The organism is Psychromonas ingrahamii 37 (genome assembly GCF_000015285.1).
In the GTDB taxonomy this organism is placed as follows: Bacteria; Pseudomonadota; Gammaproteobacteria; order Enterobacterales; family Psychromonadaceae; genus Psychromonas; species Psychromonas ingrahamii.
Map to the genome: position 1 here is coordinate 305,652 of NC_008709.1, position 25,532 is coordinate 331,183.

The 25,532-nt window shown below is 38.2% G+C and carries 17 protein-coding genes; 9 read left to right on the forward strand and 8 right to left on the reverse strand.

The window, feature by feature from the left end:
* Positions 1-103: 103 nt before the first annotated feature.
* From PING_RS01295 to PING_RS19305, 4 genes are all read right to left on the reverse strand, one after another.
* Complete coding sequence (locus tag PING_RS01295) at positions 104-571, reverse strand: hypothetical protein (RefSeq protein WP_011768663.1); 468 nt, start codon at positions 569-571, stop codon at positions 104-106.
* A gap of 84 nt (positions 572-655) precedes the next feature.
* A complete protein-coding gene (locus tag PING_RS01300) occupies positions 656-1,594 on the reverse strand; it encodes a COG2958 family protein (protein ID WP_011768664.1) in 939 nt (312 codons plus the stop codon).
* Between the two features lie 139 nt (positions 1,595-1,733).
* Entirely contained in the window at positions 1,734-2,327 is a 594-nt protein-coding gene (locus PING_RS01305) for a hypothetical protein (RefSeq protein ID WP_011768665.1), read from the reverse strand.
* Positions 2,328-2,446: 119 nt separating this feature from the next.
* Entirely contained in the window at positions 2,447-3,319 is an 873-nt protein-coding gene (locus PING_RS19305; protein WP_011768666.1) for a DUF2971 domain-containing protein, read from the reverse strand.
* A gap of 510 nt (positions 3,320-3,829) precedes the next feature.
* On the opposite strand from PING_RS19305, the gene PING_RS01315 reads away from it, so the two are divergent.
* From PING_RS01315 to PING_RS01360, 9 genes are all read left to right on the forward strand, one after another.
* A complete protein-coding gene (locus PING_RS01315) occupies positions 3,830-4,861 on the forward strand; it encodes an IS110 family RNA-guided transposase (protein ID WP_011768667.1) in 1,032 nt (343 codons plus the stop codon).
* Positions 4,862-6,176: 1,315 nt separating this feature from the next.
* Positions 6,177-6,389: an AlpA family phage regulatory protein gene (locus PING_RS01320; protein ID WP_011768668.1), complete on the forward strand. Its 213-nt coding sequence runs from the start codon at positions 6,177-6,179 to the stop codon at positions 6,387-6,389.
* Positions 6,386-6,574, forward strand: coding sequence for a helix-turn-helix transcriptional regulator (locus PING_RS01325; RefSeq protein ID WP_041765752.1), 189 nt, complete (start codon positions 6,386-6,388; stop codon positions 6,572-6,574). The genes PING_RS01320 and PING_RS01325 overlap by 4 nt, the downstream gene beginning before the upstream one ends.
* Positions 6,575-6,674: 100 nt before the next feature.
* The gene (locus PING_RS01330; protein ID WP_011768669.1) at positions 6,675-6,899 is read left to right on the forward strand and encodes an AlpA family phage regulatory protein; all 225 of its coding nucleotides are present in this window, start codon (positions 6,675-6,677) and stop codon (positions 6,897-6,899) included.
* Between the two features lie 167 nt (positions 6,900-7,066).
* A complete protein-coding gene (locus PING_RS01335; RefSeq protein WP_011768670.1) occupies positions 7,067-7,642 on the forward strand; it encodes a YagK/YfjJ domain-containing protein in 576 nt (191 codons plus the stop codon).
* A 102-nt stretch (positions 7,643-7,744) separates the two neighbouring features.
* Positions 7,745-8,512 carry a hypothetical protein gene (locus PING_RS01340; RefSeq protein WP_011768671.1) on the forward strand — a complete coding sequence of 256 codons (768 nt, stop codon included), beginning with the start codon at positions 7,745-7,747 and terminating at the stop codon, positions 8,510-8,512.
* 191 nt (positions 8,513-8,703) lie between these two features.
* The gene (locus PING_RS01345) at positions 8,704-9,243 is read left to right on the forward strand and encodes a recombinase family protein (RefSeq protein WP_011768672.1); all 540 of its coding nucleotides are present in this window, start codon (positions 8,704-8,706) and stop codon (positions 9,241-9,243) included.
* An 848-nt stretch (positions 9,244-10,091) separates the two neighbouring features.
* Positions 10,092-19,928 (forward strand): PKD domain-containing protein, encoded by a 9,837-nt coding sequence (locus tag PING_RS01355; protein ID WP_011768674.1) that lies wholly within the window; start codon positions 10,092-10,094, stop codon positions 19,926-19,928.
* 980 nt (positions 19,929-20,908) lie between these two features.
* Positions 20,909-21,472 (forward strand): histidine phosphatase family protein, encoded by a 564-nt coding sequence (locus PING_RS01360; protein ID WP_011768675.1) that lies wholly within the window; start codon positions 20,909-20,911, stop codon positions 21,470-21,472.
* Between the two features lie 343 nt (positions 21,473-21,815).
* Here the strand turns inward: PING_RS01360 and PING_RS01365 are convergent, their stop codons facing one another.
* The 4 genes from PING_RS01365 to pip form a co-directional block, all read right to left on the reverse strand.
* The gene (locus PING_RS01365; protein WP_011768676.1) at positions 21,816-22,097 is read right to left on the reverse strand and encodes a hypothetical protein; all 282 of its coding nucleotides are present in this window, start codon (positions 22,095-22,097) and stop codon (positions 21,816-21,818) included.
* A 313-nt stretch (positions 22,098-22,410) separates the two neighbouring features.
* Positions 22,411-22,800, reverse strand: a complete 390-nt coding sequence (locus PING_RS01370; protein ID WP_011768677.1) for a hypothetical protein — start codon at positions 22,798-22,800, stop codon at positions 22,411-22,413.
* A gap of 479 nt (positions 22,801-23,279) precedes the next feature.
* Entirely contained in the window at positions 23,280-23,753 is a 474-nt protein-coding gene (locus PING_RS01375) for a GNAT family N-acetyltransferase (protein ID WP_011768678.1), read from the reverse strand.
* Between the two features lie 416 nt (positions 23,754-24,169).
* Positions 24,170-25,132 carry a prolyl aminopeptidase gene (gene pip / locus PING_RS01380; protein WP_011768679.1) on the reverse strand — a complete coding sequence of 321 codons (963 nt, stop codon included), beginning with the start codon at positions 25,130-25,132 and terminating at the stop codon, positions 24,170-24,172.
* Positions 25,133-25,532: the final 400 nt, after the last annotated feature.

A 25,532-nucleotide genomic window follows, 5' to 3' on the forward strand; every position in this document is an offset into this window, starting at 1 on the left:
TTTTTCCTAAGCCCTTGTTAACTTGCAAAAAATTGTGGGCTAAAATGTGGAGCGAAGCGAAACTGAGCCAACGGTTTTAGTTCCGTTTAAATTGACTTATAGTTTAATCATAAAACTGAAATACATACAAACCAATTAGAAATAAACCAACAGAAAGAGGTACTTGATCAACTAACTCCCAAAGTCCAATCCAGTCTGTGGGATTCTTAGCCCACTCAAACCCAATAGTAGAAAAACCATCTATTACAGATAGAGGTAACCACACTCCAGATTTTAAGTAAGTATATGTTTGAAAAACAAACACACATACAGCAGAAATAACAATGATAAAAGCAATTAATAAATGAATCGATTTACCTATTTTAGATTCAATTTTATTAACCTTTTCTTCTCCTACAACACTCTCATAAATTCCATAATATATTGGTAATGATATAAGTAAGAGCGTTACCAAAAGTAGTAACCAAATACTATATCCAGTGTATAAATATGTGGTTATGAACACCACTTTACCAACAACAAGTAAACATGTTAGAAACATTTCGAGAGTGAACCACATGGTTAATTTCATCTATCGCCACTCCTCTTGTGATATTAATTGTAGGCAAAACATAACACCGTTTATGGCCTTGTTAGCTTTTTGCTAGTTAATACTCTATTTATTCCAATCTCTCGCTCGCACTCTACCTGTTTGGTAATACGTGGACACAAGCTCGATGTAGTCTTTAAAATCAGCGTTTTCAACTAAAATTCTATTAACAGATTGCCAATCAACGTCTGCTCTGGATTTAGCTGGCAACATCATTTCACTTTCAGTCGGATTTTCAGGATTAAGGAGAATTACACCGATTCCATGAAGAGCAGAAAGCATTCTTAACTCCTGTTCAACACTGCTATCTGAAATAGAAGTGGCGACTAAATACCCTTCATTAGCCCAACTTGAATTACTTACAGCCTGAAAGAAGCTTTTTCTAGCATTTGAACCTGTTAATTCCTTTTTAACTTCAAAAGACCACAATCGGACACTTTGGCCTGCACCTTTTTTAACGCAGCTTCGTATTAGTTCATCCCACTCTTTATCTACTGGTTGCATCGCAACTATATCTGGGTGCAACCATTGATTTCCGCCGCTACCCCGTGAGTTTTTAGAGCGTTTTTCGTCTATACGTTGGCAATATAGTTTTAACTCTGTTTTTAAATAATCAATAAGTATTGGGTATAAATCGTGTTCGGAGAAAACTGTTTCAGCTATGGTTGAAATTACAAGGTTTTCATCTTCACTTTCATCTAGTTCGGGACCTATTTCACCAACTATTTTTTCGGGGTTATACCAATAAACTCTAGGCCGTGGCTTATCTTGCCAAAAAACATGACTATCGTTTTTTACGATCTGATCTTTCTGCGAACCAATTTCTGCTACTACTTGAGATATAAATGCTTTTTCATCAGCAAATCTAGGGTTTTGTCTTTTGTCTCTATAATCTTCGGGGTGAGACTCCACAATCTGTTCTGCTATTTGTCGAGCATTAAATTTTTGATTTGGATTTACTTTAAGCAACTCAACGATTTTTTGTGATTGTGACAGTCTAGACACTTATTATTCCTTTTTATTGCCACCTAGGCTTCGATTGATGATGAAAGCTAACGCCTTGCTAAGGGGAAAATAATGGTTGGCTATAATCGCGAAGCGATGGCCAACTGTTATTTTCCCGTTTAAGCAACTTGTTAAATTGCTACTTAGCTATAACTGATAATAAGAACGAACCAATAGTTGCAATACTACCAGCATGAGGTAAAGCTGCTAATAATGTATCAACTACGGCCTTACTTGGTTTTTCAGAGGTCAACTGACTCTCAATTGCATCTACAACATCAAGTGCATCCGCTTTCTGTTGTTCCCCTTTAATAAGACGGCTGACTTCAGATTTTAATAGTTCAATATGCTCTGTTATTTCAGTTGCTGAATTAACATTATTGGTTGAGTTATCGACTGAATCATTATTTACTCGTGCGTTGTCACCATGGAAGTTATATGTGATATTTTTAACTTCAGCTTCTGCTTCAGGAATACCTAACTTTTTATATGTCACTTTATACCCTGAAGAAATACGACCCATACCCTGGTAAAACCCCGGGTCGATTATTTTAAATGTATCTTCTAGTCCATTAGGCAATTTTCTAACCAACAAATCTCCAGATTCAATTTGTACGTCATGGCGCTCCGTAACGATGAAATTTGGTGTTACTGCGGCCTTGATGCCTTCAACGATTTCACTATTTTGTTTTTTTAAAACTAACTGATCATTCATCATACTTGAAAATGACATACCGGTACCTCCATGCAATTTAACGCCGCAATATGCGGTGAGTAATAGTTGGCTAAAATGGAGCGAAGCGGAACGGCCAACTGTTACGAATCCGACTTAATTGCCTTGTTATATTTTTATTACCATCTGAAGCTAGTATCCGATAATTCCACCCCAGCTTTACAGTCTTTAATATTATTTGTAAGTACATCCTCAGCAGAAATTTTTGCAAGTAGCGCTCTTGAACCAGGTGCAACAGCTACTTGAAAAATAGATTTTTCAGGAAATTTTAAGTAAATATATGGTACTAATAACCCATTACAGTTCCTAATATTAAGTTCATTTCCTTGGGGATATGTCACGACATACCGCCATTCTGACTCTTCCGAAAATGATTTATGTTTGAGCAGTGTAGCTAATGCTCTTATTGTTCCTACCAAACCTTTTAAACAGTTATCTAGATGATGTTCAATCACGGCTTGAGGTTGATTGGTAGTTGCCGTTTCAAATTTATTTTGATGCCATTCGATGCAGTTATTAACTTTTACTGATAGGTCTTCTTTTGAATATATACATTCAGCGAGATAATGATTTGCTAAATAGCCAATAGCTTTAAATAGGTCTGTTCTGAACTTGATTGAATATCCCCCATTTTCAGAGTACGCACGCCATTGGCTTAGAAGGTTTTCTTTGCTAGACATTGATAACACTGCAATTCGACCATTAGCCCCTTTTAGTAGTACAGAGGCTTTTTGAATCAAATCACTAGATTTATATTTTGAAGAATTAATACATTCTCCCGCTACTTCCAAGCCTCCAATATACTCTGATGAATCGTTTAAATAACGACTATCTGAAGCCCACATTTGGAAAGAATTATCCTTGTTAGACTGGATAATACCCAAGAAGCCAGCTGCAGTTGTGTAGTGATATAGATAATGAGGTGGTTGACTATCAACTATTAATTTACGTCTAAAATCTAAAGTATCATAATAAAATGGTTCAAATTCCAATTGCTCACCTCTAACTACTCATAGTTGCATTGTAAATATAACGCGTATTAAACCGAAAAACTCTATATTTACGGTGGGAATACGGAATATATCAATTTGTTAAAATTGATATAACAATACATTTATAAACCATAGAATCAAACAATTAAGATAGTTAATCAAATAATCATCATGTGGATAGATGGAAAAAGTCCATATTAACGACAGAAACAAAGAATAACGCCCAAACTGTATATAAAATCAGGAAAGAAACACAAAAGAAATAAATGACATATCCATTTTAAATGCCGTAGCAGAAAGTACGCGTGTTAAATTCAAGGCATTGATTGTTACTATAGCTGCATAAATCAGCTGTTACTCCACAAATTCTGAGCTCGATTTTTCCCAGAATAGTGCTTCATAGTCGTCAAGTTAATTTGGTCACTAATTTATAGTTTCTAAGGCGATGTATGGACTCCACAACTCTAGCAACTAGCCTAGAGTTACGGTAACTATCAAGGAGATCATACAATGTTGAAATCTAATATCATCGGAATCGATTTAGCTAAAAATATTCTTCAAATTTGCCATATCAGTAAATACGGTGAGTTAATCAGTAATAAAGCAGTTAGCCGACAAAAACTAAAACAGATCCTAGCGAATCAGCAACCTGCGGTTGTTGCTATTGAAGGCTGTGGTAGTAGCCATTATTGGGGCCGGTACGCAGAACAGTTTGGTCATGATGTGCGAGTCATTAGCCCTAAAAAAGTAAAATGTTTTTTACAAGGCCACAAAACTGACGCTAATGATGCTTTGGCCATTGCAAATGCATCGTTACAGATAGGGTTAAAAACAAGTAAGCCCAAAAGTGAAGAACAGCAAACTTTACAAACATTAGACACAAGCCGACTGTTCCTATCACGCAGTATTACTGCCCTAGGCAACCATCTGCGTGCAATGCTATATGAATATGGCATTGTCAGTACTGTCGGTGTCAAAGGGTTAACTAAAGCCGTACTGGAAACGCTTGAAGCTAGCTTATTACCAGAGTGTTTACGGTCAACCGTCAATCAACTTTGGGTAACATATTTAAACTTAAAAACAGAGTTAGCCCAGTTAATCAAAACCAAAAACGGTCTGGTTCGTCAATTACAGCCCTGTAAAGCATTAATGGATTTAGAAGGTGTTGCTGAAGTATGTGCAGGTATGCTGTATTCATCAATTGGTGATGGGAAGCAGTTTAAAAGTGGGCGGGAGGCATCGGCTTTTGTAGGGTTAACACCTAAACAACATAGCTCAGGGGGTAAAGTATTTATGACAGGAATTGATCGAGCTGGCGGAATTAAAGAATTGAGATCGGCTTTATACCAAGGCGCACTTTCTTATATATGCCGATTGCCAGATGAACCCAAAACGGCCAAACAAGCATGGTTGATAAAACTGGTTCAACGCGCGGGTATTAAACGATCCTGTATTGCTTTGGCGAATAAAACAGTTAGAACCGCCTGGGCAATGCTACGTTATGAGAATCAATATAAGCAACAATCACTATTAGTAATATAGTAAACACGATAAAGAACAACAATAAGCAAAATTTTTACAATAATGATGAAGCATAAACGGTAAGACCAACCTGTTAAAAACCTGTCCAAAGCGAAAGTCATTAAGACTGTTAAGGCGAAGAGGATAACGGGTGCGCAAACATCATAGGCTAGAAAGTAGCTCTTTCATTAAAAGCCGTATATACGACCGCATCTTAATGTTTATGAAAAGTCATATTGTAAAATACGTGGAGTCCATATACGCTTTGGGGGCGAAAGCGCCTTAGCTGAAGTCTTCAAGAAGTACATGATTATGCAAATCGGCTTTACCAGAAAACAATTTTTATTTTGTTCGTTACTGGGCTAAAACGAGCTAAAGGGGTCGTCTCAACAGATAAGTAGAGCAAAATTTATAAGTCAGTTTGTGGCCCAAAGATTTAAAAATATTGATCTAAAATAGCCCCTCTAAGTACATTGTTAATCTATAAATTTGCGTTTTAGGGAATCTCACATTATAAATATCAATTTTAATTTAGTGGTAATATCGAGCGGATTGGAATAAAAAGAAGAGAAGTGTTTTTAACACTGTCGCGCTAAGCGCGTTAGGGGCTTATTTTTCAGTATTTTTTTAAAATTAACTATAAAATCAATGCCTATAAGCGTTGTTGGTTTTAGAGTCTAGTGCCTAAACCTTGTGCCAAGGTTGACAGTAATAAATTATTTTTATTTCTCATTTATACCGTCCTAAGTAGGGGGCTATAGAGGGACATTAAGATGAATTGGGATAAAAAGGGATTGCCAACGGGAAAAAAGGAGTATACGATTTCCCCCATCGTAGAAGCTATGCCTGTTAGGGCATGGCTTTTTTTGTGCCTGTTGAAAAATTAATAACAAATAAAAATGTTGGGTGTGGTGTTGTTTTCCTGATCTAGTACCTAAATATGCGCCAATATGGACAGTGATAAATTATTTTCATATCTCGTTTTTACTCCCTAATTAGAAAGTAACATCGAGCACCTTTAAGATGGGTGGGATAAAAGGGGTTGCAAACGGGAAAAAACAAGCCTACGATTCCCGTAATGTTTAGTGCTGTCGTTTATTTAGTGCCGGATTTTTTTATGTCTGTCGAAAATTAATAATAAAATAATCAGATATAATTCTTATATTGAGAGAAAGCTGTGCCCCTTGTTTGGGGTGCAGCTTTTTTTATGCCTGTTGAAAATTAATAACAATATGTAAAAACTAAAGGGCTACTTTCAGCTCTAATGATTTTCAATAACACAAAAAACCTATCAACTTGTTGATGGGTTTTTTTTTACCTAAAGGAAAGGAAATTTATGAAATTTATCCGAATCAAAGAAGTCCTCAATCGTACGGGATTATCTCGTTCGGTTCTGTACGCAAAGGTTGCCGCCCAGACTTTTCCGCAGTCTTTCACGTTGTCAGGATCTACCGTCGCCTGGTTAGAATCTGAGATTGAAGAGTGGATTGAATCTCGTATTCAAGAACGAGATCAACGGGTAAAAATCAACTCAAAAGGTGGTGTATGAGAAGGTATTCTGCACCAAGTCCGTTATATCCAACATCAGTCGTTGCCAAAATGTTAAACATGAGTGTTACCACAATTCGCAATAAGGCCAAACAAGACAGTACCTTTCCACAACCTATCAAAAATAATGGAAAAACACTTGGTTGGATACCCAATCAGCTTAATGCATGGATTAAACAACATTAAATCATAATTATTTATTTCAGAGGCTGCAATTTAATTGCGGCCTTTTTTTTGTCAATTTTTACCGGGCAGAGTCCAAACTAAGCCCCACTTGGAGATATACATGAAAATATTACGCTTAGCAGACGTTGTTAAGAAAACCGGACTTTCACGTGCGATGCTATACAAATTAATGAAAGACGGACGTTTTCCATTAAACCTTCACATCTCCATGAGATCTGTTGGTTGGGTTGATTCTGAAGTAGAAATTTGGATGGAAAATAGACTTGAAATGCGTGCTACAAAAGAGGGGAAAGTAACAGCAGGAGGGGATGTATGTTTGCAATGAATTGGAGACTATCACTTAAAACCCTGTTTTGTTGTTGCTTCAGTGCTAATGAAAACAGGTCGAAGCCCTTGGTCTGCTTCAACTTTCCGCATCCGAGGAACACATTATCCCGAGGGTATTTACTAATATCTACTGCGGTTTATTTAGATATCACTGGGGGCTAATAAGTGAGTAAGTCAGTAAGTATACAACCCTATTATCGATATGGAGATCTGCTCTGGAAAGTGAATGCCGGAGAATATACACCGATATACCCCTCGCATCTCCGTAAAATTATTGAACAAATTTATATGATGAGGAAAACCTATCGCCGAACATTCGTAACATTCTTTGATTTACACATGCCTACAAACGCTGAAACAAACACTTTGGTTACTAATTTCCTGAGGAGGCTAAGAACAAAACTAAAGTCTGTTTATAAAATAAGTAAATTTGGTTTCTCTTGGTGCCGAGAACAAAACACTGCCGAAAATCCCCACTACCATTTTATGCTGATGGTTAATGGATCAGCCATACGTTATCCAGATAAATTAATGAGGTTAATTAAAAGTTTATGGAGTGATATTTGTAATGGAACGGCTCGTCAATCTAAAAATGGTTATTACATGATTTTTAGAGAAGATGAAGAAATCATGGCTGAAGTGATTTACAGAGCGTCATACCAAGCGAAATTACTCAGCAAAAGTAATAGACCAATTCAAACCAAAACATATGGAACCAGCCGATTGAAGTCGGAAAAATAGTTTCAGGAGGAACACAAATAACTATCAGCGCTGAGTGATTTTTAAGGAAATAATGTTTGAATGAATTAATTCACTAATAATCAGAAACAAAGTGGAGGCCACATGGCTAACGACTGGAACCGATTAAACCAACAATTTATGAACGAATATGCACTGACAAAAATATCGGTGAAAGAGTGGTGCGAAAAGAATAATTTAATTTACAACACGGCTCGTCGATATATAAAAATAATCCCTAAACTTGCGCAGCTAAGGGGAGATGCACTCAGCAGTGAAGATGTAAAAAATGCGCAGGAATCGTTTATATCAAAGTCGAATAAGGATCAAATTCAATCGCTTAGAGAAAGTGAAGAGGACGAAGTTATATACGATAACTCTGCTGAAATCCCGGGCTCAAAGAAACGAGTTAAGTCACTGGGTAATCAAAATGCGCGTACCTATGGGCATTACAGCGAATTTATTAGTACAGACCAAGATGCCCAGCGATATTCCTCGGCTATATTGGCAACATTACAAGATGAGCTTAATTTAATGCGTATGCAGCTATCTAATTTAATGGTTGTGATCAAAAAGGTTGAAGCCGATCTTCGTAGTGAGCTCACCGCTGAACAAAAAGTACGACTGTATAAATCATATGCTAAATATCAAGATATTTTAAATGTGAAAATTGCACGTATCGAGTCATTAGCGAATTCTCTTATGAGCCAAGCAAAAATGAAAGCTGACATAGAAAAAAGTAACGCTTTAACGCATAAGACGCAATTGGAGGCAGATAAATTAGGCCGGGACTCGGGCGATAGCAAAACCCCGCTTGATGAAATATATAACGATATTTTGAATATGGACAATAACGGTATGATGAATACCTAATTAGTAAATGCTTTAGCGACTATGACGCAAGTTTATAAGATACAAACGTCAAAGTTGACTGTTCATTATGTTGTAACTTAATGCACAGTCCTCCTAATAGGTATAATTGTGTTCATATAATCCTTGATTTATTTAATGTTCATGTCCATTATTAATTGATATGTTTATGTACACTTATAAAGGTAATGGTTATGAAAATTGGATATGCCCGTGTCAGTACGCAGGAACAGACGCTTGAGGTTCAGATTGAACAATTGAACAATATTAAGTGTGAGGCAATTTATAAAGAACATGCGAGTGGTAAATCGTCCGATAGGAAGCAACTAAACTTACTCATAGATTTTGCTAGAAAAGGGGATGTTGTGCACGTGATGAAGGTTGACCGTTTAGCTCGTAATACTATTGATGCACTTCAACTTGCTGATAAGTTAGCAAATAAAGGTGTTGGTCTGGTATGTCATGATCTTGCAGACCTTGATATCAATAGCGATATTGGAAGAGTTATTTATACCACCATTTCTGCTTTTGCTGAAATGGAACGGAAACGTATTTTACAACGTTGTAATGAAGGTCGAGAAAAAGCCAAAGAAGATGGTAAGCATTTAGGTCGTTTTCCTGACCATGATCTGCACGAACAGATACATAATCTTGCAGGGCAGGGTCGTAATAAACACGCAATCAGTAAAGAGCTGGGTTGCAGTCGCACTACCGTTTATAAGGTATTGGGATAAAATAGGGAATTAGCGGCATAGTTGAATTGATCGCAACGATAGATTAGCAGGAGTAATTATTAAAGTATCTAGCTCGGATTTAGCTGTTCAGTCTGCGAGGATCAACTTAATCTGACAAACCTTCGCTTGCTAACTCCCATGAAGCGCGCGTAAAAGCCAATTTCTCCTTTAATTAGATATATTATAACGATGAGACGCTTTAGCCCCATTATAGTCTGAGGAAAAAGGCAAGACGAGGCGGCATCAATTTGGATTGAATACGTTGATGTAATGCCGTTAACTGTCTTTTGGCATTTGCTTGGAAGTCATACCACCCCATATTATTGCTTTAGTAAGCATCGTGAAGTTGAGATGGTTAAACAGGTTGTTGTATTTTTCCATTTCCCCTAGTCGATCGAAACAAGGTCGCAATCCTTCCATGCTTCACCCCTCTTATTTACGTTTGTTTGATGTTATATTAATTTTTTGTTTGGTAAGGTATTGAGCGCAATTTAGAATTGAGCGATCAAGTAAATGTAAATAAATCATAAGAATTAAAATAATATTTTTGGCTAGTGTGTTTGTTTTATTGTTAAAGTCAGCCTACGTTGAAGATATACGAAACCCAGTAAAAAAAAGTGATACAGCATCATTAGCTCAAGCATCCCTTGTGAATTCGCTTAATAATGAAGCATCAAAAGCAATCCCCACTGCTGAAGGTCTAGTACAAAATACTGCAAATAACTATAAATTAAATTTTGCTTATCAGGCCCTCAACCGCAAGCATTATGATGTTGCTTTCAGCTACTGTTTTGATAAGTAGAGAAAACATACTCAGTAATAAAAATAGATTAAATAAGGATTTAATTATGCGAAAAGGAATTCAGATTCAAAAATTTTTATCTGTCTTATGTTTCTTCTTTGTGGCTTTACTGAGTACGCATGCCCAGGCCAGTAGCACTATTAGTGGTACGGTTTATGGTGGTCCTGCTGTATTAGAAGGTGCGAGCGTCGGTTTGCTTGATGAAAATCAAGAGGCTATTGAAAGCATTACGGCAGATATAACTGATAGCCAAGGGCTTTATCATTTTCCCATGCTTGCCGATGGCACTTATTATTTAACGGTTACCCCGCCACAATCCAGCGGTTTTCCTTCATCTTCTGCAGAGCAAATTGTTATTGCTGGAAATGACGTACAGCATAATGTAGTGTTGCTTGGTAGTGCAGTCAAGCTCAGTGGTTACTTAAAAGACAGTCAAGGCCGAGTGATTGATAATACTCAAATTACTTTACACGGTCAGGAAAGTAGTGACCAAATAGGTAATCCCGTTTATACCGATAGCACTGGCTATTATGAATTTTCAGTGGCACCTGGGGAGTATAAGCTAAAGCCATACTTGTCGCCTTATGGCTGGTATGAGAGTGGTTTTGGCAGCCACTTCCCCGATTATCCCGTACCGGATTCTGCGAGAATTTACTATCTTCCACAACACATCATTGTTTCGGCAGATACCGTGCAAGATGCGATATTACCTTTGGTTTGGTTAAGTGGAAAAACGGTTGATGCTAATGGCGTAGCAGTACCAGGCGTTCAACTGAAAATCAGTCATTATTTTTCTGATTACTCCACCACACCATCCACTTATTATAGTCTTGATAATAGGGGAACTAATACCAATTCCAATGCTATTTCCGATGAGAATGGTGACTATCAGTTTGCTGTTTTTGCTAATCAAGCCATGGATATTATTGTTACACCACCAGTAGAACGTGCCGATTTAGCTGTCACGACGATTTTTGACGTCGATATAACTAATGATACCTCCATGGATTTAGCGATGGTGCCATCAGTCAAGCTCAGCGGTTACTTAAAAGACAGTCAAGGCCGAGTGATTGATAATACTCAAATTACTTTACACGGTCAGGAAAGTAGTGACCAAATAGGTAATCCCGTTTATACCGATAGCACTGGCTATTATGAATTTTCAGTAGCGCCTGGGGAGTATAAGCTAAGGCCATACTTGTCGCCTTATGGCTGGTATGAGAGTGGTTTTGGCAGCCACTTCCCCGATTATCCCGTACCGGATTCTGCGAGAATTTACTATCTTCCACAACACATCATTGTTTCGGCAGATACCGTGCAAGATGCGATATTACCTTGGGTTTGGTTAAGTGGAAAAACGGTTGATGCTAATGGCGTAGCAGTACCAGGCGTTCAACTGAAAATCAGTCATTATTTTTCTGATTACTCCACCACACCATCCACTTATTATAGTCTTGATAATAGGGGAACTAATACCAATTCCAATGCTATTTCCGATGAGAATGGTGACTATCAGTTTGCTGTTTTTGCTAATCAAGCCATGGATATTATTGTTACACCACCAGTAGAACGTGCCGATTTAGCTGTCACGACGATTTTTGACGTCGATATAACTAATGATACCTCCATGGATTTAGCGATGGTGCCATCAGTCAAGCTCAGCGGTTACTTAAAAGACAGTCAAGGCCGAGTGATTGATAATACTCAAATTACTTTACACGGTCAGGAAAGTAGTGACCAAATAGGTAATCCCGTTTATACCGATAGCACTGGCTATTATGAATTTTCAGTAGCGCCTGGGGAGTATAAGCTAAGGCCATACTTGTCGCCTTATGGCTGGTATGAGAGTGGTTTTGGCAGCCACTTCCCCGATTATCCCGTACCGGATTCTGCGAGAATTTACTATCTTCCACAACACATCATTGTTTCGGCAGATACCGTGCAAGATGCGATATTACCTTTGGTTTGGTTAAGTGGAAAAACGGTTGATGCTAATGGCGTAGCAGTACCAGGCGTTCAACTAAAAATCAGTCATTATTTTTCTGATTACTCCACCACACCATCCACTTATTATAGTCTTGATAATAGGGGAACTAATACCAACTCCAATGCTATTTCCGATGAGAATGGTGACTATCAGTTTGCTATTTTTGCTCATCAAGCAATAGATATTGCGATTAATCCTCCAGAAGGAAGTGGCTTTGCTATTACACCTATTAGCGGCATAACGTTAACGGGTGATACTTCGATGACGATAGTGCTCGATTTTGTTGATACTGAAGCTCCGTTAATCCTCAACGGCCCCATGATTCGTGATGTCACTTCATCATCTGCGGTAATTGAATGGACGACCGATGAGCCAACAAACAGTGTTGTCAGTATTGGCGGACAGACTATTAACGATACCGATTTTGTCACTTATCATGTAGTACCACTCTCAGGCCTGAGTTCCAACACTCCCTATACAGTGACGGTAAAATCGACTGATGCACAGGGTAATGGCCCAGCAACTGGCTCCAGTAGTTTTACGAGACTGGCGCAGCTCGATACACAAGCGCCTGTCATCATCAGTGGGCCGCTGGTTGAGCAGTTGACCCATAACAGCGCGGTCGTTAAGTTTGAAACAGATGAAGTGGCTAATGGTGTGGTGAGGCTTTATCAAAGCGATGTGTTAGTGCGCGAATTGAGCAGCGCCGCAGGCACTATGCATGAAGTTAAAATTAATAGCTTAAGCGCTAACACCCAATATTCGGTGCGGGTTGAAGCCACCGATGCCCTAGGTAATGGCCCAACAGTTTCACTGCAAGTGGAATTGGTGACCTTGTCAGCCCCGGATTTGACGGCACCAGTTATCTTATCTGGCCCGTTGTTAATCGATGTTACCAGTCATGAAGCTACGGTACTTTGGACTACTGATGAACCCGCTATTAGTGGCGTCTCATATAATGACAATACTGTTTATGATGTTCTAAGTGATGAAGCCTTGGTTACCGAGCATCGCATGCGTTTGACTGGTTTGAAGAGCGGCGTTGAATATTTCATCACGGTTTCTTCTGAAGATGCTAACGGCAATGGTCCAACTTTAGCCGGACCTGTATCTGTCACGACCCTCCTCACAGACGATATTAACGCACCGATACTACTCGGTGCTCCGCTGCTACATGAGATAAATCAAAACCATATTGGTCTGTTTGTTCACACTGATGAATCGGCCGTCGTGGAAGTGCTTTATGGTACCGATCAGAGCAACCTGAACCTGACTGCTGGTCGCGCAGCTCCGGGTACCAAGACCAAGGTTAATCTTCAGCACTTAGAAGCGGCAACCCGTTACTATTTCCAGCTAAGGCTGACCGATGAGGTAGGTAACACTGTACTATTGCCGGAGATACACAGTGTTATAACCGCTAATAATCAGAAAAATCGCACCTTGAGTTTTGCTATTCCTCCTACTGTGGATTATACCTCAAAGTCAATTATGGTGGTGAACTGGCGTACCCATCAGCAGACCGAAGGCACTCTTCGCTGTGTTGATGACAGCGGAAATACTTATTCAGTTTCAAGTCGGGTAATGGACAACGATAACGGAAGCCGCAACAAAGGGTTGCGTCATCAAGCCTCGCTGACAGGAATGACTGCCGGTGAATATTATAGTTGTTCGGTGGTCGCTTATACGGCGAAAGACGGCGCGATTGAAATGGCAGTTGAACAGCAGCAGCTTACGGCATCAACTCAAAATATTTCGATGGTGAGTAGTGGCACTGTATCCATGGCGAACAGTATTGATAATAGTGCGCCGATGTTTCTAATTGAGCCAACTGCGAGCTATCTTAACAACAACCTTGCCATCATCGGATGGGAAACCGATGAACTCGCGAATGCTTCAATTTTGTATTGGGCCCAGAATAACGATCAACGATACTCTTCTGGACGTACAGACCATCTGGCATCACAGCAAATTGTGTTGAGTGGATTAAGCTCTGCCACTCACTATGAATATCAAGTAACTTCTACTGATCTTGCGGGTAATCAATTAGTGTCTGCTGTTAAAACACTAACTACCAATAGCTCCGCAGATAACAATAATCCTAGCTTTACAGAAGTACCCCAAAGCAGTGATATACAGTTAACCTCTCTAAAATTAACCTTTTTGAGTGATGAATTGGCCACGGCTCAGATCAGATATGGCTTAGCGGCTGATCGCTTTGATAACCAAGCAGCGTCTGAACTGTTTACAACTAACCATGCTGTTGTGTTAACGGGTTTAGAGCAAGGAAGCCGTTATTATGTCGAAATAGTTATCAATGATCCTGCGGGAAACTCATCAGTCACAGAGACGTTGCAGGTGACGACGACTGGTGTGCCTTCTGTCGACGAAACAGACACAGACAATGACGGTGTGTTAGATGTAAATGATGCGTTTGCTGGAAATGCAGCAGCGAGTACCGATACTGATTCTGATGGACAACCGGATAACTTCAATGAAAACTGTACTGAGACTTGTGTTGCTAATTCAGGCTTAGAGTTAGACCTAGATGATGATAACGATGGTTATTCTGATGTTGATGAATTGGCTAATGAAACCGATAGTTTGTCAGCCGAGTCTTTACCAAGTGATAACGACGGTGATTTTGTTTCAGATCTAACAGACACCGATGACGACAATGACGGTGTGTTAGATGTAAATGATGCGTTTGCTGGAAATGCAGCAGCGAGTATCGATACTGATTCTGATGGACAACCGGATAGCTTCAATGAAAACTGTGCTGAGACTTGTGTCGCTGAATCAGGCTTGGTGCTTGATGTCGATGACGATAACGATGGTGCCCTTGATACTGAAGATGCTTTCCCGTTAGATGCAGCGGAGTCTGTTGATACTGATGGCGATTTAATTGGTAACAATACTGATACTGATGATGATGGTGATTTAATTGAAGATACTAGCGACACCTGTCCATTAAATTCAGGGTTAAGTAGTGTTAATGATTCAACTGGTGATATACAGTTTTTTCAATACTGCCTTAGTAATGATGCAGTACCACAAATTCATTTTGAGCTTGAATTATCTGACAGTTTCTCTTCTTCACAATCATTTAAACTTCTGTATTGGTTAAAAGATAACGAGCAACACTGGATTACCCTCACGAGAGATTCAACTACCGGTATTTTTATTGCCAATATTGAATTAAATCAATATACGGCTTCTGGATTGTATAACGTCAGGGCAATTAACCTTATTGATAATCAAGGTAATGAGGTTAATTTAAATGAGAACCAGTTAAACCTTCTTGGATTTACTACAAGTGTAAGTTTTGATAACCCCATTGCAGATACTATTAAACCTTCACCCAAAATTTTAACGTCATCTGGTTGGCTTATAAATGAAGAAGGGCAGCCTCAAGTTAACTTCTCTTTGGTCGTTGAAGATAACTTAAGTGGTGTACAAGAGAGAATAGTATTAGAACTTAACTCACCCACTGGAGTCTCACTTCAAGAGTACGGTACAAAAGTTGATGTTGATACGTATCACTTCGATTTTGCTCTAAACAAATATGCAAACTCAGGTGAATATACAATTAACACCATACGTCTATACGACAATGCTGGAAATTCAAATAACTCTCAAAGCTGGATTTTAGAAAATACAGAGGCCTACGCCTTAACCAATCCTAATTCTGATTCGACACTTTCATCTCTAAGTTATATCAATATTGATGTTAAGTTTGATGAGCTGAGCGACCGTCCTATTTTAATGGCCAATGGATTAGTTACCGATGATGTTTCAGGGGTTCAAAGTGTATATTTGAGATTAACCCGTCCGAACAATGGAAATTTAGATAAATGGCAAGAATTAGAAGTCGATACAAATAAGCTGAATTTAACCTTTTCTAGTGAGATAGCTCTCCCACAAATTTATGAAAATGGCGAGTATAAGATTGACTTTGTAAGGTTGATTGACTTTGCTGAAAATGAAAACTATTTATACAAAGAAAATATTGAGCAAGTTAATCAAAATTCAGTTACTTCAATCAATCTTTATTATCCTGATGATGATACTTCTAATTCTTATGACATAGATGGATCTACGGGTGACGACTTTGTTTTTGGCGCTAATCGCAGTGATGATTATTTAGTTGGTTTGTCAGGAAATGATTATATTTTCGCTGGTAATGGTGATGATCATGTTGTTGCTGGAGAGGGAAATGATCTTGTGATTGGTGGTTCAGGGCAAGGAAATGATAATTATGAAGGTGATGCTGGAGTTGATACCTTAAAGTATACGTCTGCTGAACTACCAATTATTGTTGATTTTATAAGCGGCACAGCTTCAGGTGTGGATATTGATAACGACATATTTAGTGGTTTTGAGAAAATAATAGCAGGCCAAAATAATGATGTAATAATTACTGATGCAAATCCTAATATTGTTTATGGATATGATGGCGACGATATTATTGTTACCAGTGAAGGGGCAGATGAGTTAACCGGAGGCAATGGTAAAGATGAATTTATTTTCAATGATCTCTCCAAAACCAGATTATCTAGCTTTACAACAATAGTCGATTACCAAGTGGAGGATACACTTGTAATTAATGGCTACACCTCAATGAGTACTCTTGCTTGGAGTAATAATTTAAATGATTCAATCATAGCCATTCCCAATGAAAGTCAGCTGTATTTTACTACAGATGGTAATGATGGTTATCTGATAACAGTATTAGATATTAATGCTAAAGAAAATTCGTCTGTTTTGAAATTATCCGGAGTTAATGATCTGAATAATCTATCTGTAGTGAATAAGTCTAGTAAAGACAACGATGGTGACGGTAGTTATAATTATTTCGATACCGATGATGACAACGACGGTATCGAAGATACGTTGGATGCATTCATCAATAATGTGACGGCCAGTATTGATACTGACTTAGATGGACAACCTGATAGCTTCCACTCAAACTGTGATGAGACTTGTGTTGCTGAATCTGGTTTAACACTTGATTTAGACGATGATAATGATGGCTATTCTGATGTTGATGAATTGGCTAATGACACCAATAGGTTGTCAGCCGAGTCCTTACCAAGTGATAACGACGGTGACTTTGTTTCAGATCTAACAGACACCGATGATGATAATGACGGTGTGTTAGATGTAAATGATGCGTTTACTGGAAATGCAGCTGCGAGTATCGATACTGATTCTGATGGACAACCGGATAACTTCAATGAAAACTGTACTGAGACTTGTGTTGCTAATTCAGACTTGGTGCTTGATGTCGATGACGATAACGATGGTGTGTTAGATGTCGTAGATAATTATCCTGTAGATAATTCAGAATCAATAGATACTGATGGGGACTTGATTGGTAACAACGCGGATACAGATGATGATGCGGATGGGATTATTGATTTAAATGATAATGAGCCATTAAACGCTGCCGTGGGTGATGAGGAACTGCCAACATTCCCAACGCTTGACGACGTTACTGTTGAAGCAACAGGAGCTAATACAGTTATTAAATTAGCTGTGCCTGATGTTACCGATAATAATTTAAACTCAGCGATAGTTAGCTCTGATTATACTGATGCGCTCTCTTTAGGAGATCATGAAATTACGTGGACTGCAACCGACTTTGCAGGCAATAAGTCAACAGCGATTCAATTAGTGCACATTGTCGATACAACAGCACCAAGCTTTGGTGAAATGCAAATTCAAACTATTGATGCTCGTGGTTTACGCACTAATATCGCTAATGACATAACAATACTTGCACACGACCTTGTTGATGGTGATATCGAAGCTAAGGTAAATGGGGATGGTTTATACTCTTCAGGTGTACACATTGTCGCTGTTTCAGCTCAAGACGCTTCTGGAAATAAAAAGGAAACAGAAGTTGAAATTCATATTAATCCACAAGCCGAATTGAGTAAGAATCGTAAAGTTGAACCAGGAGCTACAATTGATATTCCAGTGCATTTGACGGGTAATGCAGCTAATTACCCTGTAACTATAAATTATGAGGTGACAGGTGTGAATTTGGTGGTAGAAACTGCACAAATAACTATTAATGAAGGAGTTAATGGTTTATTGCAAGTTACTATCCCAAGCGATGCCGTAAATGGTGAAATAGTGAAAATATCACTTAAATCAGCTGCTAATGCTATTTTAGGTGATGTATTTACAATGGTATTAGCGGTTGATGTGAAAAATTATTCACCTAGATTACACATAAGCATTGAGCAAAATGATAAGCCTATCAGCATTGTAGATACTCAAGGGGGTAGGGTTACTATCACTGCCGTCATTGATGATATGAATATTCTAGATACACATGATCTCACTTGGAATACTGGCGATGACTGGTTAGTTGATTTAAATGCTGACGCTATGGTGACTACGTTTGAATTAGCTCCTGAACGGCTAGCTGCTGATACCTATAGTTTATCTGTTAAAGTGAAGGAAAATAATACTACTGAACTATACGAAATTACTATCGATGTTGATTTAGTGGTAAATACTGCTTTGGATGCATTAAGTGCAGAATTCGACAATGACAATGATGGTATTTCTGATTTTGATGAAGGTTATGCTGATAGTGATCAAGATGGTATTTCTGATTATTTAGATACCGATGATAACCCTAGCCACCTTCCTATTGGTGAAGGTATGGCACCAATGCAAACAATTAATGGCTTAAGTTTAAGTTTAGGTGATGTTGTAAGTTCATCAAGAGGGGCTAATGCTCAAACGGCTTCTGTCGATATAAACGATATTGCAGTGAATGGTGGATATAAGGGCAGTGCAGTTGATAACTATGTCGATAGTCAATTTACAAGACTATCAAACATTACCAATTTTAATTTATCAGGCCTATCTAACGTTGGAGATATAGTACCCGTTGTTATTCCCCTTGCAGAAGGGAGATATATTCCAGAAGCCGCTATATATCGTAAGTATAATGCTGTGAAGGGTTGGTTTGATTTTATTGTAGATGATGATAACGCGCTACTTTCAGCGTTCAAAGACAGTGATGGTAATTGTCCTGCTCCTTTATCATCTGAATACGAAAAAGGACTGATTGCTGGAGATAATTGTATTCAATTACTGATAAAAGATGGCAGTAATAATGATGCCGATGGACTTGTTAATGGTGTGATAAAAGATCCTGGCGTGTTGGCTATAAAAATAGTAAATCAGGCTCCTGTTATCAATATAAATACTCGCATGGAAGTGAATGAAGAAAGTGATACGAGTATTGATGCATCAGGTACTACGGATGCGGAAAACGATACTTTGACATATCAATGGTCACAAGTGGATGGAACCTTAGTAACACTTACAGGAGAATATAGTGCGATTCTTTCTTTTACTACACCTTCGGTTAGTTCAGATGAATTGTTAACTTTTGAGTTAGAAGTGAATGATGGCCAAAGCAGTACAACAGAAAATATCGAAGTATTAGTTACTCAAGTAAATCAGATTCCTTCTGTTACTATTGGCTCGCATGATGCGTCATTTAATGAAGGCACCTCTCTAACATTAAGCTCGCAAGGTTTAGATGCTGATGATAATAGCTTAAGTTATCTATGGGAGCAGATATCCGGTCCATCAATAACTATTTCTGACGCAACATTAGCCAATGTTACTTTCACGACACCTCAAGTATCGAATGACCAAACAATAGAACTGAAAGTTACTGTATCTGACGGTATAGAAGCTGTTTCTACCATAACTTCCATTGAGGTTAAAAATGTTGTCGCAACAACGGCAGCTAAAGAAAGTAGCAGCGGTGCAGGTGCAGGTGCAGGTGGCGGCTCTATGGGGTGGTGGTTTATTTTACTTGGTTTTGCGGCTTTAGGAAAAAGATCTTTTAAACAAGCGGCCTGATTAACTACAGCTAAAGGAGATATATGATGAGTGGCATATCTCTTTTTTTGTAATTTGATCGCTTAGTCATGATCCATGTCCCGAGACTCAATGCAGAGTCCCCCATGGTTTTGAATCAATTTGGATCATAATCGTAAAAGAAGTGGGTTTAATGGTGGGTGTTTGATTTTCATGTCTGGGCAGGCTGAGCAACCGAGGCATTATTCAATTCTAAGATTAGTTGGTTTGGCTATGACTGTGTGTGCGTTAGCACATAGTTGGAGCGGCTTTGTTTGTCGTAGTGCAGTATTTGTCGACAGGGTCACAATTATTATCAAAATAGGTAATAGTTGCGAAAGTAATTATTTAAAGTAATACCATAAGTAATACTGGGTTAAATAATAACCCGTGAATATAGCATAATGCTTTGTTTTTAATGAAGTTATATTTTTAGGTTCGAAGATGCCTATCGACCAATTTCCTGTTTTAAAACATTTTTTAACTTTCAAATCCCCAATAAAACCCCACTAAATACGGTCTTCTAGAGCCATTTAGCGTTCTATTATCCCGATTTTAAGTAACCCTTATGGAAACACTGTCCAAGTGTTATTCAAACGATGTTACTGCAGTGATAAAAACCTTCCCCTTGACTGATACCCAGATAAAAAAATACCAATCCAAAACCAAATAATATAATCTTGTCGATACTTTTAAGCTAAATGGTGTCAATGCCAACATGTAGTTTCGTTTTAAAGCCCTCGTTTTAGCTATGTGCACAAACACACACACTAAGCTTGAATGTAAAAAGTAGGAACTTACTATACGATTATCAGGTCTGCGTTTTTAGGCAAAAGACAATACCCTAATGGTTAAAAAGCAAAAAGAAGCCCCTGAGCTATCCAATTTTTTTGATTGACAATAATGAAGTTATATTCGAATATTAACTGAATATTTTTAGATTATATCGATCATAATCTTCAACCAACAGTGGATCAAAACACATGCTAGTGCGTTATTTATTATTATTTTTTATCATATCATCGGGTAGTGTGCAGAGCGTCTTCGCCGCCACAAATGTCGATCCCATTATGGATAAGCTGAGGGAAATCGATGCCAACGTATTATTTATACGCCATGCTATTGCTCCAGGTTTTGGTGATCCTGATAATTTTGTTATTAACCAGTGCAATACACAGCGAAATCTGGATGCTGCTGGCCGAAGTCAAGCTATCGCATTAGGGCAGAAATTAAAGCAGTCGAATATAGTGGTTGATAAAGTTTATTCAAGCTATTGGTGTCGTTGCCTCGAAACCGCCAAACTTTTACAACTTGGCGTAGTTGTAAAATTTGCTGGACTTAACTCATTTTTTGAAGAGCATGCTGATCGTAATCAAACACTCAAGTTGCTCCAAGAAAAGCTTTCAGAACTCGACCAAAATAGTCTTACACTGATGGTTACACATCAAGTGGTGATCCAGGCGGTGTCTGGGATTGGGGTTTCGTCTGGAGGAGGGGTTGCCTATAACACTCGAACGCGCAAGGCAGTTAGAGTTGCGATCGAATGATGCTCTACATGCGTTAAAAATATTCTCAGTGTGGAATAATCAATAGAGTAATGAAGATGACAGTCTGCTGTCATATATCCCATGTCTCAGTAGGTTATCAATAACCTGCGCCATGATGTTATCCGTTTCATCTTTAATTGAAAAAATGCTGTTGTTTGAATGTAAGTTAATGCCAACATATAGTTTCGTTTTAAAGCCCGCGTTTTAGCTATACGTATAACATACACGCTTGAGCGTGAAACATAGGAACTTACTATCTGATTATCAGGTCTTGCGTTTTTAGGTAAAAGACAAGACCTGAATGGTTAAAGGCAAAAAAAGAGCTGAACCCTGTGAGCTTTCTTTATTCATCTAAGATAGTGATATCTATTTCTAATAGCTTAGCCAACCTGTTAGCTTCAGTCTTCGACAATTTTATGGATGCCATGTAGCCTAAACTTCCTAAAATTAATTTATAAAAATCTCCACCATATTCAATAGAAACATCTCCTATTTTAAATGCAATCTCAATGCGTCCTGTACGAACGTTTATGAGGTCTTTACCGATCTCTGAACCCGTTGCATCGGTAAGCATCACGATTAGGTTCTCTACTTTAAACTGCGCGTCATCCCATAACTTATCCATTGTTCTTTATCTCCTGTATTAATTAACTGTAAATTTATCATTCATGGCGTGATTATTTCACTCCGAATAACTACTTACTCCAAATAATATATTAGCATACGGGCAATAACATACAGATATGTGCCTTTGCTACCACTTTTATAGTAAGTCACCAAGCTGTTCTAATGGCTTTAAACTATACGTGGCGTTCATAATTATCCATTTTTTATCTAATCTAAAATGGATAAGTAGCCGCAGCAGTTTTCACGATCCTAGGCTTGAATATGAATCGTAGGAACTTGCTATATGATTATCAGGTCTTGCGTTTTTTGTCCTAGTTTAATGACTTCTTAGCTGTGCTGTGCTTTGTTTTGCTGAACAGGCTAGGTATTCGAACTGCTGCAATAAATGAGGCAGCAAATACAACGCCAACATATGCAAACCAAGATATCTGGTATAAGCCTAATAAATAACTTAGGGTATGAGAGACTAAGAATACTAAGGTTGCTGAGAATGCTAAGTGCTTTATAGCTAACGACTCTTTAGCTGTACGTTGCCCTAAATAAAAACCAGCACCGCCAATTAAACCTGCAATTAATACACTTACAGCAATACTCAGAAAATTAATCTCTATACCTAAGTTATAAACAGAGTAATAACGAAGAATAAAACCGAAAATAATCAGAAATACGGTAAATAGGCTTGATTGTTTGATAATGCTCAATGGAACTCCTTTTAGAGCTAACGCCAGCCACAAAGATCAGCTTTTTTATGTCCGATTTAATGGCCTTGTTAGCTGGTTGTGAGATGTTTGCTTGTTGCCTACATATCACGCTTGGCTAATATTGGTTTTAACTTGAAACGACAAACCAACTCATTTAATACAGTAATTTAACAATCTATTACCCAATTGCAAGCAGGGAAACTTAATACTCCAACGCAACTCTCAGGATAAATTGATCTAACCCGTTTAGCACAAATTGAAGCGCTGGAATTACCCCTTTTCAAATATAAAATGCACTGTGCCGATTACAACTTTCAATGCAGACTGAAGAATTAACATAGGAATTAACATAGGAATTAACATGGTCACCCAAGATTATTAAAAGGTTATCTAAACACGTAAGAATGGGTGGCTTGGTTAGTTTTTTTAGCAAAAACCGTGACAACTGTATCGAGTCCGCGTGCAGCAATTTGTTATGTTTATATACTTACATTGCGCGCTATCATTAAAACTTCATCAGCTGAATAAAGATTTTTAATGGTTGTTTCGATTTCAGCGCCCAATGTTTTTTTGTAAAGTTGCTGCGCAAAATTATCCGCACGTGTTGTCACCAGAATGTGCTTTAGCGTCGAACCATTCAATAACAACTGACCTTTGACTAAGGGAAGTGATTCATTAATCAATTTACGACCAATACCCTGTCCTTGAAAATTTGGCAATACCGCTAGTTGCTCAAGTTCAATAACGGCTTCAGGACGGAAACCACTTTTTTGAACCCAAGTTATATAGCCAACAACTTCTCCTTTTTTTTCAGCAACAAAGTTCAAGAACCGAGGAAATGCGTTAAAGTTGCATTGTATCCATTCGAATGAGTTTTTCTGTCTTATAAAGGCTAATTTATGGATGCTAGCTGCACCTTCTAAATCAGCTTTTTTCATGAATCTAATTTTCATATAAGCCCCTACCTAGGAATAAACATAACAGTGTATTAGTCTGCATTCTTACTAATACACATTTAAAATTTTATTTATTAATAAGAATTATATAATAACAGATCTATAAAGCAGTCAGATAGAATCACACATGATTGTAAATTGATGTTTTATGCTGGGGGAATGATGCATTTCCATTTATAGAGACCTCAATAAATGCAGACCATAAAAAATTAACTTATTATATTGAGGAATATAAGACCTTAGAACGGATACAAATTATTGAAAAAGGCAAAAAAACCAGACCCTAGTACACTTTTGATTGGGTAAAAAATTTTTTTATTGCTTAATCTTTGAAGTTATCCCCGAGCATTTTTATCGGGGACTTTACGCGAATTACCACCATACAATAGGGTTTGAGTATAGCAGATAGCGTCTTAGTAATGTGATAATTCCAACATCGCGTTGGTGGCATTGAGTAAGTGATGCTTAGTTTCAGGTTCAACCGAGGCATGACCTGCGGTTTTACTGATCACTAATTGCGAGTTAGGCAGTTGTTGATGCAAAAGCCACGCGTTATCAAAGGGGCAAACAATGTCATAACGGCCATGAACAAGTACAGTAGGAATATTGGCTATTTTATCACAATTTTTCAAAATTTGATTATCCGTTAAGAAGCACTTATTGACCATGTAATGGGCTTCATGGCGTGCTAGCGTCCAGCAACTATCATCAGAAGTTGCGGCGCTGACAAATTCATCATTGGGCTCTAGGGTACAACAACGCATTTCCCAGTTAGCCCAGGCTTGTGCTACTTTTTCAGCGGCATCTTTGTCGTTGCCAGTCATAATGTCGTAAGCGACTTTGACATGATTATGTTGACTAAGTATAGCTGCGGGCAGGGTAGCTAAATATTCTTGCCAATAATCAGCAAAAATACGCGAGCCACCACCGCCAGCAAAAGTCCACTCAGTATCTTGCACCCGACCTAAAAATATTCCTCTGAGCACCAAACTGAGCACCTGTTCAGCATGAGTCTGAGCATAGACCAATGCGAGGGTTGATCCCCATGAACCTCCAAATACATGCCATTTATCAAGCTGAAGATGGTTGCGTATTTTCTCAAGATCAGCGACTAACTGCACGGTAGTATTGTCTGCTAAGCTGCCATAAGGAGTCGATCGTCCACAACCTCGTTGATCAAATAAAATAATATGATATTTTTCAGGGTCGAAAAAACGTCGGTCATTAGCGGAGGAACCTGCACCGGGCCCACCGTGAATAAAGATGACTGGCTGGCCGTTAACGTTACCACATTGTTCTACGTACAGCTGGTGCTGGCAGCCAACGTCTAAGAGAAAATCATTAAAGGGCTCAATTTCAGGGTATAATTCGTTCATTATAAGGTGCTACTCCGTTCATTGCTGGTGGGTGATGGTCGCTATTTTTAGTGGACAAAGCTCAATGCAGAGCCATTCATACGCGACTGATTAATCTTAAAAAAGAAAAAAGAAAGACTCTGAAATTCTGAATTATATGTCAGATTTTCTGGATGCGACTATATGTTGTAATATTAACTTTTAGTTGATTATGGTATTTATTTTAATCTGATGATTTAAAAGAATACAAGGTATGGATGTCCTGCCTTTACCTTATCCTGCCTTTCATTGTTTGAATAAACATAAGTTGATCATAAATAAAAGCAATATGCAGAGCTGGTTTGCATAACAGAGGAGGCCCTTTTTTACTTGTCATTTTGTCTAAACAGTAAAATAATGCGTTAGGAGTGTCTGACTTTAA